The sequence below is a fragment of the Arthrobacter sp. TJ-266 genome (assembly GCF_058269115.1).
Genome location: NZ_JBZCNC010000004.1, coordinates 372,275 through 387,706 on the forward strand (window position 1 = coordinate 372,275; position 15,432 = coordinate 387,706).

Here is a 15,432-nt window from a genome sequence, read left to right on the forward strand (position 1 = left end):
TTCAGAGTAGCGGGCCTATCTCCCGATCAAAGGTCCGCCGGTTCCACTTCTACTACCCGCGACCGCTCATAAGCCCAGAGGGCGTGATCAAGATGTGTCGGGTTCTCGTTGAGAGCCGCTGCCGCCTCGACCACGATTTCACGTGCCTCTTGCGGGCTGACCTTACGATTCACAGCTCGGCTGACTGCAGCAACTATCCAGGTATCGGCCTTCACGCCGGGCGTCCCAAGGAGCATGCAGAAGTACTCCCACGTCACAGAACCAAGACCGTGAACTTTCGTGTAAGCCTTCTTATGCTCCGAGTTTGTCCCCTCGAGGTCATCCGCCTGCACGACGCCGGCATCGACCAGATTTCGCGCAGCTTCCTGAATAGCCGACGCCTTGGTGCGCCCACTGATCATCTGGTCGTTAAGCAACTCCTGCAGAGTTTCCGCGTTGAACCCGTAAGTCGCTGGAGGTCATTTGGCACGGATTCGGGGTCTAGAGCGGCGGCATACCTATTCACGGCACCGCGCACGCCGTTGTGTTCGGATCCGTAGTTGGCCTGAATCGAAAGCACAGCGTCGATAAGAGCAGCCTCTATGGCGCCCGCCCGTCCTCCGGGCCAGACGGCCTACTCGTCCCGGGGAAGCTCGGCCTCGATCATCGTCAGCAATCGTTGTACATCGGTCACGTGCTCAACTCCAATTCCTACAACTACTCTTGCACCACGTCCTACCAATGGGACGAGCGTCTATCAGGGCCGGGCACGCTACGCTTCATTGCGGCACTCTCCAACCAGTATGCTCATTCGAATCTATTTTGCGACGGCACCTCGCCGACCCCGACTGGACGACGCCGGCAAAATAAATCGGCAGCATTTCTTTTAACCAAAGTAATAGGGTGACTCATGCGGGAATTTACACAACAAGGGTTCGACGCGGCAGTCGCAGAAGCGCACAAGCTGGGGCGCGTCAGATTCAGGAGAAAGTACGGGTTTGACCGCTCAAAGAAGTTTGTTGCAGTCCATCAAGGGCAGCACATCGACAGCAAAGCGCTTATCTCCGCAGCTGCGGCCCACTCCGGCTGCCTCACGCCGCGAGAAAGCTCTGACTTCTCGGGAGGTCTAGCAACAACCCGCATACTTGATGACTTCGGCGTCCTATGGATAGATCAAAGCCGTTTGGCCTCGATTTTATCTGTCTCGTCTGGTGCCGACGAAGGCGCGACGAAGCAGGGCGTGTGGTGGGTCAATCAAGGGGACAACTTCGGATCCGCATTCAGCGAAGGGTCGCTGTGGGCAGCCTTCCGCCGATCAGATGGCCGGCTGGGGCACCTTGACTGGGTGCCGTCCCTTGAACGGATGAAACTTGGAGACTTGGTTATCCATTACTCGGCGGGGATGGCCCGCGGCGTCAGCAGGGTAGTTGTTACCGCCGTTCCAAGTGAACGCCCCACGCACTACGGGCCCCCGTCGCCGTACAACGATGGGATGCTCGTGCTGGTCGAGCAGGTGCTAGTCGATGTCGAGTTGTCGTTAGCTGAAGTGCAGCCACTTATCGGCCCACGAACCGGCCCGATGAACGTTACAGGTACGCCTGGACGCAACTACTTATCTCCTTTACCTCCTTCACTGGGCCTGGCTATGATCCAGTACCTCGCCGGTCGCTCAGGAACGCTTCATCTGTCGCCTGCCAACGGCTCATCGTCCGTCGACAGCCGACTGCCTCCCGGGATCGTAGTAACCGACCTCCCCGCGACTACCACTAGAAGGGCGGAGCAGACCTACCTTCGAGCGAACCTTCTGGCCCACTACGGACCGCAATGTGCAATCTGTGGTCGCACACTCCCGGCAGAACTGCTCGTCGCGGCGCACATCAAGGCTCGCAAGTGGTGCTCCGAGGAGGAACGACTCAACTTTCATTCAATCGCCATGCTCGCGTGTTCGCTTGGGTGTGATGCGTTGTTCGAGCAGGGGTTCATCGGTGTTGACGGCTCAGGTGAAGTGCATTTATCCCCCGAACTACAGCTCTCGCAAGACGACGCAATCCTGCGCCTGCAGGGTCGTTACTGCTTGGCGTTCAAGGCCGAGAATGTTCCGCACTTCCAGCATCGGTGGGACACGAACTTTCGCATCTAGTTCGAGTCGACCTGATCGGGCCGAAGTCCAGCGCTGGCGGCATCCTGGCCGCCGTCGCTCCCATACGCTTGCTAACCTGCCTATTGCGCCATGGCAGCTGCCTGCACGAAAACATCCGCAGGCATCGGCCGGTGCAACTTCCAGGTGATGGCGATGGGCTTTTCACCCGAGTGCTGAACATAGTCCACTGCGCCTAGACAGGTGTACGGCACCGCAAGGCCAGTTTCGTCCTCAGCGGTTGACCTCGTAAAAATCAGAACATGCGAGTCATGACTCTTTCTGTCGAGGTATCTCTGTCCTACTGCGCTCGTCGGCGACGTCGCGTTCTGCGATTCCCAGTGAAACAGCTCTGGGCTAATCGCAAAGTCCTTGTACATTGTTGACGCGGAGTGATTTTTCTCGTCCTTCTTCAGCGTGACGAAGAAGGCATCTGTCGAAGTTTGTGGGCACCAGGCGACGCCTTCCCGGTGCTGGACCGTCCTCCCTGACTCCAGCGATCCGTAGCTGAGCGCTGCCAAAATCTCTTCCCGGCGATAGGTCGCGTGCGACAGGAGTGGAACGTGCTGCAACCCGAGTCCGAGGCTCTTGCCTGCATGACGGGACGATGACACCCCGAGCGCGATTAGCTGCTGAATCTCACTACAGACGAAGCGGTACTGACGGAGGGCACGAAGTCCGTCTTCGTAGGTACTGAATCGGCCGCCGTCGTTCCACAGCGTATGAAAAAGCATCCGCGCGAACGTCTGCTCGCGTGGACCGAGATCGGCATAGGGCGCACAAGACGGTTCAAGCAGCTTCGAGTATGCCTCCGCACGCTCAGTATCATCGATATGAAGGAAGCGCACCATTCGATCGAGTAGCTTCTGCTCCTCAGGACTGGCCAGCGCGAGGAGTTGCCGAGTGGCGCCCTCCTCACCGGGAGAACCAATCAACTTTGCCTGGCGGAGGTAGCTGGTCCAAGAGTCCTTACTCGTGCGGTACAGCTGTTTGAGGTCATTGCCCGACTTCTCGAGATACAGGCCTAGGTCCGTCTCGCCATGGGACGCGATGTCTTCTACGAGCTGCCTGCGAGTGAAGCGAAGCTGCGCTTTGATGCTGTCGAGGACGATCCTCTGAGCAACGCGATCGAGAATGATCTGCGAGCCCGATGGGAGATAGGGGAACTCGCTCTCCACTGCTTGCTCGAGTTGCTTTCGTCCATACCCAGTGAGGGCTCGGTACCTAAGGTCGAATCGGAACTCACGGCGTTGCTGGCCGATGAAGTCGAGCACGGTGAGCACGGACTTTCCTTCAGCTCGCCTCAGTCCGCGGCCGAGCTGTTGAAGGAAAACCGTCGAGCTCTGAGTAGGACGGAGAAGAAGCACCGTATCGACCTGCGGTAGGTCGAGCCCTTCGTTGAACAGATCGACAGTGAAGAGACAGTTGACAGATGCGTCTCGCAGCTGTGCCAGGGCGTGAGCGCGCGCAGCATCATCGGTGCCACCATCGATGGCAAGCGATCGGATACCGGCGCAATTGAAGACCTCTGCCATGTAGCGCGCGTGTTGAACCGATACGCAAAATCCGAGTGCGCGCATGTCGTCGGTATTGGTGACCTTGTCGCGCACCTCGCGAATCACCTTGGCCGCGCGCGCGTCGTTACCGGTGTAGAGACGATCAAGTTCCGCGATGTCGTAAGTGCCTCGCTTCCAGCCCAGCTGTCTGAGGTCGACATCGTCCGATACCCCGAAGTAGTGAAATGGCACTAGAAGGTCAGCATCCAATGCATCCCAGAGCCGCAGCTCACTCGCGGTCCGACCACCGAAAAACTGTTGGGCGACGTCCCGCCCGTCGCCGCGTTCAGGGGTGGCTGTTAGGCCGAGTAGCTGTTGAGGACGGAGGTGGTCGATGATGCGGCGATAGCTTGGGGCCATCGCGTGGTGAAACTCGTCAATCACGACGACATCGAAGGCGTCCGCTTCGAACGTTCGTACTCCCCGTGCAGCGAGCGATTGGACCGACGCGAAGACGTGGTCCCACTGCGATGGCTTGTCATCTCCCACGTGAAGCTCACCGAACGCGCCATCCTGCATGACAGTTCGGTATGTGCTGAGCGCTTGCCTCAAAATTTCCTGCCGATGCGCGACAAAGAGCAACCTGAGGCGTCGGCCCGCCGCGTTGCAGAGTCGCTGGTAGTCAAGCGCGGCGATGACAGTCTTGCCCGTACCCGTAGCGGCCACCATGAGATTCTTTGTGTGGCCTTTGAGCCGTTCCGACTCGAGATCTTCGAGCATCTCGACCTGGTGCAGGTATGGCTCGAGCTCCAGCCCCGTTGTCGTGGCAGGTCGACCCGTGCGTCTCCCTCCATTGCGCTCGAGCGCAGCGTCGAGCTTCTCTCCGTCCCGCGCCGGGTCATAGCTCTGAAACGCGCGCTGCTCCCAGTAGCTAGCGAAAGTCACCTCGAACTTCTTGAGGAGCTCTGGGGTCGCGACCGAGCTGAGGCGCACATTCCACTCCAACCCGTCGACGAGGGCAGCCTTGCTCAAGTTGGAGCTGCCTACGTAGGCCGTGTCGAAGCCAGTGTGCCGGCGAAACAGCCACGCCTTCGCGTGTAATCGGGTTGATTGTGACTCATAGCTAATCTTGACCTCGGCACCATAGCGACTGACCAATTCATCGATAGCTCGCCGTTCCGTGGCACCCATGTAGGTGGTTGTAATGACGCGTAGCTTCACGCCGCGTTCAACCAAGCGCTCCAGAGCTGGGTGGAGCAGCCTGAGCCCGGTCCAACGGACGAAGGCGCAGAGAAGATCGACGGTGTTGGCAGATTCCATCTCAGCGCGCAGCTCAGCCGCCAAGTTTGGTTCGTCTCTACCATTTGTCAGGAGAGCAGATCCTGAGAGTGCAGTGACGGGGCGACGTAAATCCCGCCGCTTTATCGAAGCGGGACTATAAAGCGACCGGAGCTGTGACGGCCCCTCGTGAATCACCCCGCCGGCTGACAGCGTCGAAAGGAATTGGTTTGATAAAGCGACGCGGTGGCCTGAAGGCGCCCTCAGTAACAGTTCACGAACTACATCAGCAACATGCCCAGAGAGGGCGGTAAGCGCGTCAGCCTCCCCCAGCTGCTCCACTCGGGCTTCTAGTTCAGGCGCTTCCGCGAGACGCTCCGATAGTGATTGGGTGATGAGGCTCTCGTAGAGACCCTCAGCAAATTTCACGCGCGCTTGTCCCCCACCAAATTCGTCCACAGGCTCAGGCTAAGTCTGCGGAGTGACAAAATCGTGCAGGCTGGCAGGCTGGCAGGCTGGCAGGCTGGCAGGCTGGCAGGCTCGATGCTCGAGCGATGAGTACCCCGTCCATATCAGTTGGCTGTAAGCACGATAGGGAGCTGCAAGACGTTGGGGAGTTATGCGATCGATANTGGCAGGCTGGCAGGCTGGCAGGCTGGCAGGCTGGCAGGCTCGATGCTCGAGCGATGAGTACCCCGTCCATATCAGTTGGCTGTAAGCACGATAGGGAGCTGCAAGACGTTGGGGAGTTATGCGATCGATACCATTGGAACCTGATTTCGATAAGGGGCATTCTGCCGAGCGGGTCGTGTAGAAGAAGTTGTGGGGTATCGCAGCCAGGCGAACACCCGCCGCGATTAGTCGAAGTCACCAGATGGATCGTGGCGCAGCTGCAGCCTCGCGGCAGTGGCCAGCTCGGGTTCTTCGCGCATGACCCACTCCCCGATCCGCTCGTTCACTTATTGGCCGAAGTGCTCGGCCTACCGCTTGCTGTGACCATGCGTTGCAGGGTAAGAGGCGCCGCTGATCATATGATCGGCCTATGACCGCAGAGCCTCGCTTCCTAACTCCTACCGACGTCGCCGAGGAGCTGGCGGTGAGCCAGTCGCAGATGTACGCGATCCTTAAGTCCGGGGAGCTACCAGCGATTCAAGTGGGTGGCCGCGGTCAGTGGCGGATCGAGCGGGTGAGGCTCGAGGAATACATCGCCCGCATGTACGAGCAGGCTGAGCGGCAGCGGAACAAGCTGAGCCCAGGCGACCTTCCGGCCGAGTAGGTCGACATGGAGGAAGAGGACTGGGGTGCCTGCAACTCGCGTGAGGAGTGGCTCTTCATGTATGCGCGCGGCCTGTCCCCTGAGCGAATAGCGGACCTTTGCAGAGTCGACCGGCGTAGCGTTCGGAGGGTCACAGAAGCCGCCGACCGAAAAGACCCCGACTTTTTTCACCGCCGTCCCGTCGTCCACGATCAGCCGGCGCTGCCGCGCATCCAGCATCACCTGACGTGGTCTGAATGTTGCGCGAACCTGCTCTGGTTCGTGGAGACGACCGGCAGGCTACCTCGGCAGCACGGCTCGAAGTGGGAGCGGATGTGCCACGGCTTCCTCTATAAGGTGCGCCACCAACACCACGAAGGCGTCCTGAGCAGCGAGCAGCTCCAGAGCCTCGATCAGCTAGACGGTTGGTATTCGCCGCCGCGACACCCAGACCACTGGCAGCAGCGGTATGAAGACTACCTGCGCTTTATACGCGAACATGGTCGGCGCCCGCGGGTGGAATCACCAAAAGGTAGCGAAGAACGATCGCTGAAGGTCTGGATTTGGTCGCAGCGGAGGCTGCTGAAGCGCGGAGCGATGCTGCCTGAAAGGGCTAAAATGCTCGATGAGAGCGTGCCGGCATGGCGCGGACGATCTTAGCCCGCAGGAACGATTCGGGTGCCGAGCTTCTTCCTCACCAAGCCGGTAACAGGTAACAGTGATTCTCGACCTCCTGTAGCGCAACTCAAGACGGCTCAGCCTGTCGCCGAAGCAAATGCATCTCGACGCAAACTTCGTGGGCGTCTCGTCGCCCTCATGCCTACTTTCCCAAACTCGTTCGATATCGAGTGCGTCTCGGAATAGGTTGAATCTGCCGTCTCCCTTTCGAGAACGAGTCGATTCTTCACCTGTCACTGGACCGCGTCCTACTGCAGAGTCGGGAGCATAGTGCGGTTCCGGGCGCCGGTCTTCTGGAGCATCGACCCCACGAGTTTCTCTACGGTCTTCACGGAGAGCCCGAGACACATGGCAATCTGCCTGTACGCCAACCCTTCGGCGAGCAGGTCGCGCGCCTCGAGTCCGCGCTCCGCCAAGCGGGCCGCGCTTGGCTCCTATTCGGCAGGCCCCGCGTCTCGTCCACGTCCTGCAGGGCTCGTTCCCGTTCACAGGCGATGGCCACCCCTCACTCCTTCATATCGGCGGCATGGTGAAGCCGGGATGTCACGATAGCGATCGTGGCGCGGTTGGCGAGTAGCTCCACGAGCGAAGCGCCCCTTGCCCTGAAGACGCGGCCTGGTCCGTTGCTGAAGATGGCGGAGGTATCGATGATCGCCCCATCTCACGCGATGGGCACTCGGATGACAGTGCTCCCCCGACGCGAGTCCACGGGATTGATCTGCTCGAAGGCCGTGGAGGCGTTGCGGTGAGGATAAAGGTGCCGCGGGTGGCGACGATCTCCCCGGTGCGACTTACAGTCCGCGCAAAGGTCTAGCGCTGGTGGCGGCCGACACTCTGATTCACCTCCTTGCGGTAGTAGGCCTCGACCTGGTGGACGATCGAGGTGGAGCCGCCCTAGCGGTCCAACGATGCGACGACGTGCCCGATGACACGTTCCAGCAGTGGCACCAGGTCAAACTGGCCGCAAGGATGCCGGCCAGTTCGGCGCTGCGGTCGGGGTCTGAGCGCTGAGCATGGTTCTCGCAGTTGCCGGTCTGGTTCAGCATGGCGAGCTGCGGCATGTTCGGCACCTGTCTCCGGCAGCCCTGGGCGACACTGCACACGGGCCTTCAGGATGGCGACTCATCAAACGTACGCTTTCTCCCTGCTGAGAATCGACGAAGTGAGACACATAGTTGCGACGCACCTTGTGCACCGGCATCCGAGCCGATACCGGAGTAGAATTCTCATCGCTCTACACCGCCATCCGTCCCATCAGAGGATCCTTTGCCGAGACTGTGATCGAGTCCCTCCGGCGGAGCACCGGATCCTGCTTATTGAAGCTACATCCATGACAGCTTTGGTCAGTCGTTTGCTACTCAAGGCCTAGTCAGACTTTTGCGGTGGTTCGTATGCTTAGGGCATGGAAGATCTTACGCTCGTCGCCAGCGACGAGCACATTGCGCGTATAGCCCATGAAAGCGACCCTGTGCGAGCTATTGTGGAGTTGGTGTGGAACGCCATTGACGCCGAAGCGGATTCGGTCGACGTTGTATTACAGCGCAACACAATGGGATCAATTAGCGAAGTGCGCGTCGAAGATGATGGGCACGGCATTAGCTCCGATGAAGTTGCTTCAACTTTCGGGCGTATTGGTGGCTCCTGGAAGTCACGCAGCGAAACATCAAAGAACAACAAACGTCCTCTACACGGCAGGTTGGGTCAGGGTCGGCTGCGGGTGTTCGCTCTGGGCTCCCGGGTGAGTTGGGAAAGCATCAGTGACAACACTGCGGGCGCGCGGGAGCAGATTACGATCTCTGGCAGCACAACCAGCCGCGACCAGTTCTCCTGGACTGCTACTCCCTCGACGGTTGAACGAACCGGCACTGTCGTCATCGCCTACAACGACGCACAGCGACCGCTCAATGTACTAGAGGCAGAGGACGTCGCACCAACGCTACGCTCTCATTTTGCGCCGCTACTACTGAATGATAAGTCGCTCAAAATCACCTATGATGGTTCAAGTCTTAATCCCTCAAAAGAAATAATTCGAGACACCCAGATATCTTTTACTTTTGGTGATTACCTCTCCCATAAGGCCACGATGCGAATCATTGAGTGGCGTACGGGCAAGCACCGCGCAATCTCTTTCGGGCCCGATACTGACCACTTCCCATTTGAAACGTCAGGCAGCACCTTCGAAAGCCAATTCAGCTTCTCCGTTTACGTAACCTGGGATGGCCTCGGCGGCGATGAACTGGCATCCCTCGGCCTTGGAGATATGGCCCCGGGATCTACTGGGGACCTCTGGGCCGTGGTCAGACAGACGCTTCATGACCACTTCAACGGACGCCGACGCGAGCGGCGACGGGAACAGATAGAACAGTGGAAAAAATCTGGAATTTACCCATATCTCACTGAACCAAAGAACGAGACAGAGCGCGCCGAGCGAGCCGTTTTCGATGTCGTATCGGGTTCTCTTGTCCAGCATATTTCTAGCACGAATAAACAGGCGCGATTGACTCTCGGTCTACTGCGGGATGCTGTTCGCCACGATCCCGAGAAGCTGACAACCATCTTGCACGAAGTTGTCGCTCTGAACGATACAGACCGTGACATGCTAAATAAGCTTTTGAGCGAAACAACCTTATCTGCCATTATTAGATCAGCGAATGTAGTCGCGAGTCGACACAAGTTTCTTATCGCACTCGAGCATATTCTCTTCGACCCGAAAGACTCGGGTGAGGTTGGTGAAAGAGACCATCTACACAAAATTCTGGAACACGAGTTGTGGGTTTTCGGAGAGTCTTACCACCTCATGAGTACTGAACGAAGCTTGACCGATCTGCTTCGCAATCACCTCAAACTTCAGGGACTTTCTACAAAAAACGTCGATACCGTCAGAAGATGGGACGGTAAGACCGGCCGCACAGACCTTCACCTAGCCGCTAGGAACAAGGAACACGATCGCATCAGACATTTGATCGTAGAGCTCAAAGCACCGGACATCACAGCGTCCCGTAAGGAACTCGACCAAGTCGAGGACTATGCAAACGCCATCCTGTCGAATCCCGCCTTTACCGGAGAACGTACGACATGGGACATCGTCTTAGTTGTCACTGACTATGCCGACTTGGTACGTCGACGTGTAACAAATGATGACTTGGAGAGCGGCCTCTTTTTTGAGCCGCAGAAAGAGCGAGGACGCCCGCTGGTCCGTGCCTACATTCGCCGATGGCGGGACGTGATCGACGAAAATAGGCGGCGGCTAGACTTCATGACGAGCGCACTGGAGCACGATCCATCCATAACCGAAGGGCTTCAGTACGTACGCGACGAATATAATAGCTTGCTTCCCGAGCAACTACGTATTGATGCCCCACCCGATGAAGTCACAGTAGAAGAGTCGCGAGAACTGTCGACCGCCACCGCTCAGACATAGGCCCGACTTTTCAATTACGATCATTGTCACGGCGCACGCTCATCACAACGCTTCATAAACTTCATCACCGGAAAAAGGCGTATCATCTAAGCTCTCATTGGCATCATCATCCTCGGGGACTGCGTCATTCACCGGCGGAACAACACCCCAGCGCTGAAGTGCCCACTCTGCGATTGCAACGCGGCGTCCCTCGATAGCTTTTGGTGTCCATGCATCGAATTTCTGCGCGATTTCATGCTCACGTGCAAGCGCCGGTAGGCTGAAATAGCACCGCGGCTTTTCTTGCCCAGGCTTACCGCGCTTCACTGCGAACTCGTGATTCGAGTAGTACGAGTTGTCATAGGTAAGCACGAGGTTACCAACCCCATTGAGTAGCCGTCGGTGTTGCTCCCGGTCGAAGTAGTCCCACCAGTCGCTGTCCTCAGCCGGATTTTGGGGCAGAATGTGCTCGGTCGTCTTCCGCGCGCCAGTGTCCCGGAAATCTGTGAACGGTCGAAGATCGCTAGTGTTCTTCGAGAGAGCGAGCTCGTACTCGTACAGGACGTATTTGTGACTCCGTCGGTCGTACCAGTTGATCTGAGGGCCGAAATTTGCCAATACGGCGTCGTCAGGCGCAAGCCACCACAACTTAGCGGCGACACGATCCACAATCGCCCTGGGATCGGTTCCATGGAAAAGGTCGAATGCTGCAGACGCCAGAGCCGGCTGTCCAGCGTTCGAACGCAATGCGCAGATCGCGTAGGCCCTCGCCGAAAACCTCTCGCTTAGTTGAACGAGATTGGCATAGAGATGCCCATCCTTTGGATGAGAAAGCCGAGCCGCAAGTAACAAAGGGGTGAAATTGGCCACGTTTCCGCTTCGCACGAGTGCAGCCGAGTACCTTCTCGCCCGCGCGGCATCTTCATGACTAAACGAGCTGTAGTTGGCATCCGGCGTGTAGAGATCAAGCATGAACGCTGAGGACTTCGCTAGCGTGCGCACATAGTCCGATACGTGTTCGTACAGCGACTGCCATGCCTCCTCTGTTGCCTCGGGCCCCACGTCCCCTTCGGGGATAAGGCGGATGCTGCCGGATACATATTTCGAACGTGGGAAAGCCTTTTTGACGGACGACGTCCCTCGCCAGGCTCGAGAGTTCGGATTCCGAGTTGCTAGCCAATGCGATCGCAGGAGTGCGTCGTCGGTCACTCGGATGTTTGCGAGGTTAATAAAGATCGCCGACCACGACGTATTTATATAGTGGACGAGATCAGCCTGCCTTGCATCGGGCAGCTGACGCGCCATGTAAAGCAGGTAGTTTTTAACTTTTTCCAGTTCAGAAAGGGACTGGCCACGCTCGTTCAAAGTCTCAAAGAGAACGCCTACTTCTGCGACGCTCGTAACCGAATAGACGAGGAAGCCGAGTTGAAAGCATGCACGCGCCCTCAGATCGATGAGTCGCCGCGCAGCGGTCTGGTCAGATACATCAGCGACCGTCGACTCGATCTTCTCTGCAAAAAATCGAGACGCAGCCAGAAGTCGACGCTGCCCCTCAAGCATCACATTGTCGTAAGGTACTTCTTCCCCCAGAACGGAGTCGCGAAAGAATGAGTCAAGTTCGGCACCAAGCGCGAGCCGTGGTTTTGTCACGCCTCCAATAGAGACGGTTATCAATCTGCGAAGATCTCGCGCGGTCTCAGCGAGATCTTCCGAAAGACCTTCATCAAGATTTTTAGCTACCAGTACGTCGACGCGTCTGCGGATCTGCTCGAGCAGAATTAAGCATGTCGTCAACCGCTGCTGACCATCGACAACCTCGAACGCAAGAACCTCCTGGCCGGCCTGCGTACGTTGCGGGTGTTCCGAGGTTTGGCGAAGTACCAGTGTCCCCGCGTAATGGTGCTGCTCACGCCCTAGGAGATCCAGGTCCTCCCATAGGTCGAGGAGCTGTTTTTCTTGCCATGCGTAAGGACGCTGATAGTCGGCGACAACAAAGATTTTATCATTGAGTACGCGCTCTAGAGGCGAAAGATCAGCCATCGTTGGACCACTCCGAAGTTACGTCCGGCAAGACCTCAATTGAGTCGGTCAGATCAACCATGAAAACTCCCTGTGTCGGATTGCTCATTCCTGCCCCACTAATTGAAGCAGTGAGTCGTAGCTGTCAACCACTTCGTATCTCACGTTCCCGTGCTCAGTCTTACCGTTAACGGAGGTAAAAAACTTGCGGGCACACTCAATCTTGGCGTTCTCGATGCCCTTGAGTTGAAGGGTGGACATCGAGCCTTTGGTCTCGGCGACGAAGTAGACGTGCTTGATTCTCGTGGTGTCATCGCGGAAAGCTATGGCCCAGTCGGGGTTGTAGGTGCCTACAGGCGTTGGAATGAAAAATCCGCGGGGAAGCTTCGAGTAGACGACGACCTCGTCGCTGACGTCGAGGTTCTCGACAAACGTCCTTTCAACCTTCGAGTCGGTAACAACATAGTCATAGACGCTTTTCTTAAGCTTGTCGCCTGCTTTCGACAGATCTTGCGCAGTCTGGTTTTCTGTAAAGATCGATGAATCGTAGTGGTCGCCGAGCGGGTCGTAAGTAAGGTGCTCGACGATAACAGTCGCCTTTTGCTCGTTGATGATGCGGGCGGCTTCGGTGATGAACTGTTCAGGATTTTGTTTGAACTTGCCGAAGGTGCCTGGGCTGATGCCCGTGAGGATTGCAGCGCAAGTGCGCCGGGTGAGTTGCGTTTTCTCCGCCACCTCGCCGAGTAGGTCGTACTTGACGGTCGAGCCCGCAGAAACCGCCGAATGCTCGACCTTCGTCTCCGAGACCTTGAAGCCTGTGCCGGCCTCGAGCTGCTCGACTTCAAGTCCGACGACCTGCTTACCGCTTTCCACGAGGTACTGCATGACGGTGACCTGCAGAGAGGTGTTGAGCACCTGAATGCAGTTGGAAATCAGCTCAGTCGAATCGAACTCAACCTGGTAGACAGCCTTGTGGTTGATGCGCCCCCACAACTCCTGAAACTCCCGCCTCTTGAAGTTGGCCTCGTTGAGCGGGATCCTCTTCGGTTTGCGTCCGTCTGTCGGCTGCGGCACATCGACCAGCAGCGAGTCGATAAATTCCGCGACCTGGGCGTGGTACTCCTCCAGCCCGGCAGGCATCGGCGGGAGATCGATCTCCGCACGCGCTTCCCACTTTTCGGTAAGGCGCTGCTCGTAGTCGATGAACCCGTTGACGGTGAGCCAGTGCTGCAGCTGTTTGGCCTGGTCGGGCGTGATGGCGACCTTCTTACCAGTAACCGGGTTCTCGACGGTGCGTCCAGCGAAAAACTCCGCTGTTACCTTGCGTGGGCGAGCCGACAACGACTCGACGATCTCTTTCTGTAGCGCAGTGACGAACTCGGTGTACGACTCGTCGGTGACGACGGTCAACTCGTTGATGTCGTGCACGGTGACTGGGTTGTCCATCCGTTCACCCTGCTGGTTAACCGCCAGCCGCAGACCGCGACCGATCTCCTGCCGACGGGTCGTGGTGTTGTCGCTCTTTTTGAGCATGCCCATCACGAATACATTCGGGTTATCCCAGCCCTCACGCAGTGCCGAGTGCGACCAGATGAACCGCACCGGTTCATCAAACGACAGCAACCGCTCCTTGTCCTTCAGGATCAGGTCGTAAGCATCGACGTCGTCAGACTGCCCGGCGGTTTCACCCGTCCTTTTGACCGAGCCGTCGACCGGGCGGCCGGTCTTCTTATCGATCGAGAAGTAGCCCTCGTGTGTCTTCCGCACATCAATCGCCTCGACGTGCTTCCTGTACCGTTCGGCAGCGTCGTCGAAGTCAAGCTGGCCCAAGTGGTCAGCCAGCAGCGCATCGTATTCCTCCTCGAACACGCGCGCGTACTCGCCGAGCGTGTCATCTCGGTCGTAGTCGCGGTATTTCGCGACTCCATCGATGAAGAACAGTGACAGCGTCTTGATTCCCTGAGGGAAGAGCTCGCGCTCCTTATCGAGGTGGGTCCGAATGACTTCTCGGATTTGAATACGCCGCTTCGCGTCGTCAGTCACGTCCTGAGTGATTTCACCGGCACCGAGGATGGACCCGTCGCTCAGTTCGATGATGTCGCGGTTGGCGTCGACATCGCGAATGAATAGCCCCTTGTAGGCCTCGATACCGCCAGAGATGTCGTGCAGGTTCATGCCCTGAGATAGTCGCTTTACCTGCCGCCGGATTCCCTGGGCGGTCTGTACCTCCAGCTCGACGCGTGCCTTGGGGAAATCTGGCCCCTTGCCAATCTCCAGCCCGTCGACGTAGAGGTAAGCGGTGCTGCCGGCTAGGTGCTTCACCGAGATGCCACGCACCGCGATCTTCTTGACCAGCTTCTGATTATAAGCATTGACAGCGTCGAGTCGGTGCACCTTGGTGCGCTCAATTTTGTGGGTGGCCGAGTATCGCAGTGCAAACAGGGCGTTGAACCGCGCGAGTGCGGCGAGAGACTTCGATGGTTTCTTCGCGTCGCCCTCGATCTTCTGCGGCTCGTCCATGATGAGGATTGGCCGGTTCGCGGCGATCATGTCGATCGGTCGGCGGGACTGGAAGTCGTCGAGTACCTCGTAGATGCGGCGGGCATCCTTACCGGTGGCGTTGAATGCCTGGCTGTTGATGATCATCACCTGCACGCCTGCGTCCGAAGAGAAGCGCTCCACTTCGTGCAGCCGTGACGAGTTGTAGACGAACGTGCGCGGCTTAGTGCCGTAGAACTGCTGGAAATGCTCGGCGGTGATATCGAACGACTTCTTCACACCTTCACGGATCGCAATCGACGGAACGACCACGATGTACTTTGACCACCCGTACCGCTTGTGCAACTCCATGATCGTTTTGATGTATACGTAGGTCTTGCCGGTGCCGGTCTCCATCTCGACGTCGAGATTTAGCGGCGCGGCCGGTTCCTTCACCGGGTCCTTCATATCTTCCGACGGCGTAAGCCCCCTCGCCTGCTGCACATTGTGGATGTTACCGAGGAGTTGCGGCGAAGTAAGTACAATCTCAGCGTTGCGCAAAGCCGCGTTCTCCAGCAGCGTGAGCGCTACCTCTTTACCGGGGTCGATACGGTACGTCACCCCGTCGGCATAGGGTTGACCTGCGAATGTATCGACCACCGCGTCGACAGCCTCGGTTTGGTACTGCTGAACTTTGAACTGGAGCTTCATC

General features: G+C 57.8%; 9 protein-coding genes. 4 read left to right on the plus strand and 5 right to left on the minus strand.

Annotated elements, in window-relative coordinates:
- Positions 1–26: 26 nt before the first annotated feature.
- Positions 27–416 carry a DUF8548 family protein gene (locus AC4D12_RS13425; protein ID WP_490950433.1) on the minus strand — a complete coding sequence of 130 codons (390 nt, stop codon included), beginning with the start codon at positions 414–416 and terminating at the stop codon, positions 27–29.
- Between the two features lie 473 nt (positions 417–889).
- On the opposite strand from AC4D12_RS13425, the gene AC4D12_RS13430 reads away from it, so the two are divergent.
- The gene (locus AC4D12_RS13430; RefSeq protein WP_490950434.1) at positions 890–2,119 is read left to right on the plus strand and encodes a ScoMcrA-related endonuclease; all 1,230 of its coding nucleotides are present in this window, start codon (positions 890–892) and stop codon (positions 2,117–2,119) included.
- A gap of 80 nt (positions 2,120–2,199) precedes the next feature.
- On the opposite strand, the gene AC4D12_RS13435 is transcribed toward AC4D12_RS13430, so the two are convergent.
- Complete coding sequence (locus tag AC4D12_RS13435) at positions 2,200–5,349, minus strand: DEAD/DEAH box helicase (protein WP_490950435.1); 3,150 nt, start codon at positions 5,347–5,349, stop codon at positions 2,200–2,202.
- A 583-nt stretch (positions 5,350–5,932) separates the two neighbouring features.
- Here AC4D12_RS13435 and AC4D12_RS13440 point away from each other — a divergent pair.
- Together AC4D12_RS13440 and AC4D12_RS13445 are read left to right on the plus strand one after the other, a co-directional pair.
- The gene (locus AC4D12_RS13440) at positions 5,933–6,166 is read left to right on the plus strand and encodes a helix-turn-helix domain-containing protein (RefSeq protein WP_490950436.1); all 234 of its coding nucleotides are present in this window, start codon (positions 5,933–5,935) and stop codon (positions 6,164–6,166) included.
- A 6-nt stretch (positions 6,167–6,172) separates the two neighbouring features.
- Complete coding sequence (locus AC4D12_RS13445) at positions 6,173–6,805, plus strand: helicase associated domain-containing protein (RefSeq protein WP_490950437.1); 633 nt, start codon at positions 6,173–6,175, stop codon at positions 6,803–6,805.
- 266 nt (positions 6,806–7,071) lie between these two features.
- Here the strand turns inward: AC4D12_RS13445 and AC4D12_RS13450 are convergent, their stop codons facing one another.
- Positions 7,072–7,239 (minus strand): LuxR C-terminal-related transcriptional regulator, encoded by a 168-nt coding sequence (locus AC4D12_RS13450; protein ID WP_490950438.1) that lies wholly within the window; start codon positions 7,237–7,239, stop codon positions 7,072–7,074.
- A gap of 986 nt (positions 7,240–8,225) precedes the next feature.
- Here AC4D12_RS13450 and AC4D12_RS13455 point away from each other — a divergent pair.
- Complete coding sequence (locus AC4D12_RS13455) at positions 8,226–10,244, plus strand: ATP-binding protein (protein WP_490950439.1); 2,019 nt, start codon at positions 8,226–8,228, stop codon at positions 10,242–10,244.
- A gap of 42 nt (positions 10,245–10,286) precedes the next feature.
- On the opposite strand, the gene AC4D12_RS13460 is transcribed toward AC4D12_RS13455, so the two are convergent.
- Together AC4D12_RS13460 and AC4D12_RS13465 are read right to left on the minus strand one after the other, a co-directional pair.
- Positions 10,287–12,263 (minus strand): DUF262 domain-containing protein, encoded by a 1,977-nt coding sequence (locus AC4D12_RS13460; RefSeq protein ID WP_490950440.1) that lies wholly within the window; start codon positions 12,261–12,263, stop codon positions 10,287–10,289.
- Positions 12,264–12,347: 84 nt separating this feature from the next.
- Positions 12,348–15,431, minus strand: a complete 3,084-nt coding sequence (locus AC4D12_RS13465; RefSeq protein WP_490950441.1) for a type III restriction-modification system endonuclease — start codon at positions 15,429–15,431, stop codon at positions 12,348–12,350.
- Between the last annotated feature and the right edge of the window lies 1 nt (position 15,432).

Bases quoted from the DNA above. Each gene is read 5' to 3' on its own strand.
- AC4D12_RS13430 (WP_490950434.1), top strand. From the start codon at position 890: ATGCGGGAATTTACACAACAAGGGTTCGACGCGGCAGTCGCAGAAGCG.
- AC4D12_RS13440 (WP_490950436.1), top strand. From the start codon at position 5,933: ATGACCGCAGAGCCTCGCTTCCTAACTCCTACCGACGTCGCCGAGGAG.
- AC4D12_RS13445 (WP_490950437.1), top strand. From the start codon at position 6,173: ATGGAGGAAGAGGACTGGGGTGCCTGCAACTCGCGTGAGGAGTGGCTC.
- AC4D12_RS13455 (WP_490950439.1), top strand. From the start codon at position 8,226: ATGGAAGATCTTACGCTCGTCGCCAGCGACGAGCACATTGCGCGTATA.
- AC4D12_RS13460 (WP_490950440.1), bottom strand. From the start codon at position 12,263: ATGGCTGATCTTTCGCCTCTAGAGCGCGTACTCAATGATAAAATCTTT.
- AC4D12_RS13465 (WP_490950441.1), bottom strand. From the start codon at position 15,431: ATGAAGCTCCAGTTCAAAGTTCAGCAGTACCAAACCGAGGCTGTCGAC.